Source organism: Collinsella sp. AF18-8LB (assembly GCF_003459795.1).
Classification (GTDB): Bacteria; Actinomycetota; Coriobacteriia; order Coriobacteriales; family Coriobacteriaceae; genus Collinsella.
The window spans coordinates 1-202 of record NZ_QRWU01000010.1 but is presented as its reverse complement, the minus strand read 5'-3'; the positions used below and the strand labels follow the sequence as shown (position 1 = coordinate 202).

Below are 202 nucleotides of genomic sequence, written 5' to 3'. Positions count from 1 at the left end.
GGTACCCCCTAAAAGCGGTTGCCGCGGAAGCCGCCGCCGTTGCGGCCGCCACGATCGCCACCGCGACCGCCGCGGTCGTTACCACGGTTGCCGCCGAAGCCGCCACGGTTGCCACCGCGGTCGCCATAGCCACCACGGTTGCCGCCAAAGCCGCCGCGACCGCCACGGTCGCCGCCACGGCCGCCACGATCGCCACCGCGAC

1 protein-coding gene is annotated in these 202 nt (G+C 74.8%); it reads right to left on the bottom strand.

All coding sequences use genetic code 11. The features are described from left to right. Positions 1-8: 8 nt before the first annotated feature. On the bottom strand, positions 9-202 hold a 194-nt coding region (locus tag DWX25_RS08255), incomplete at its 5' end, for a hypothetical protein (RefSeq protein ID WP_199412343.1).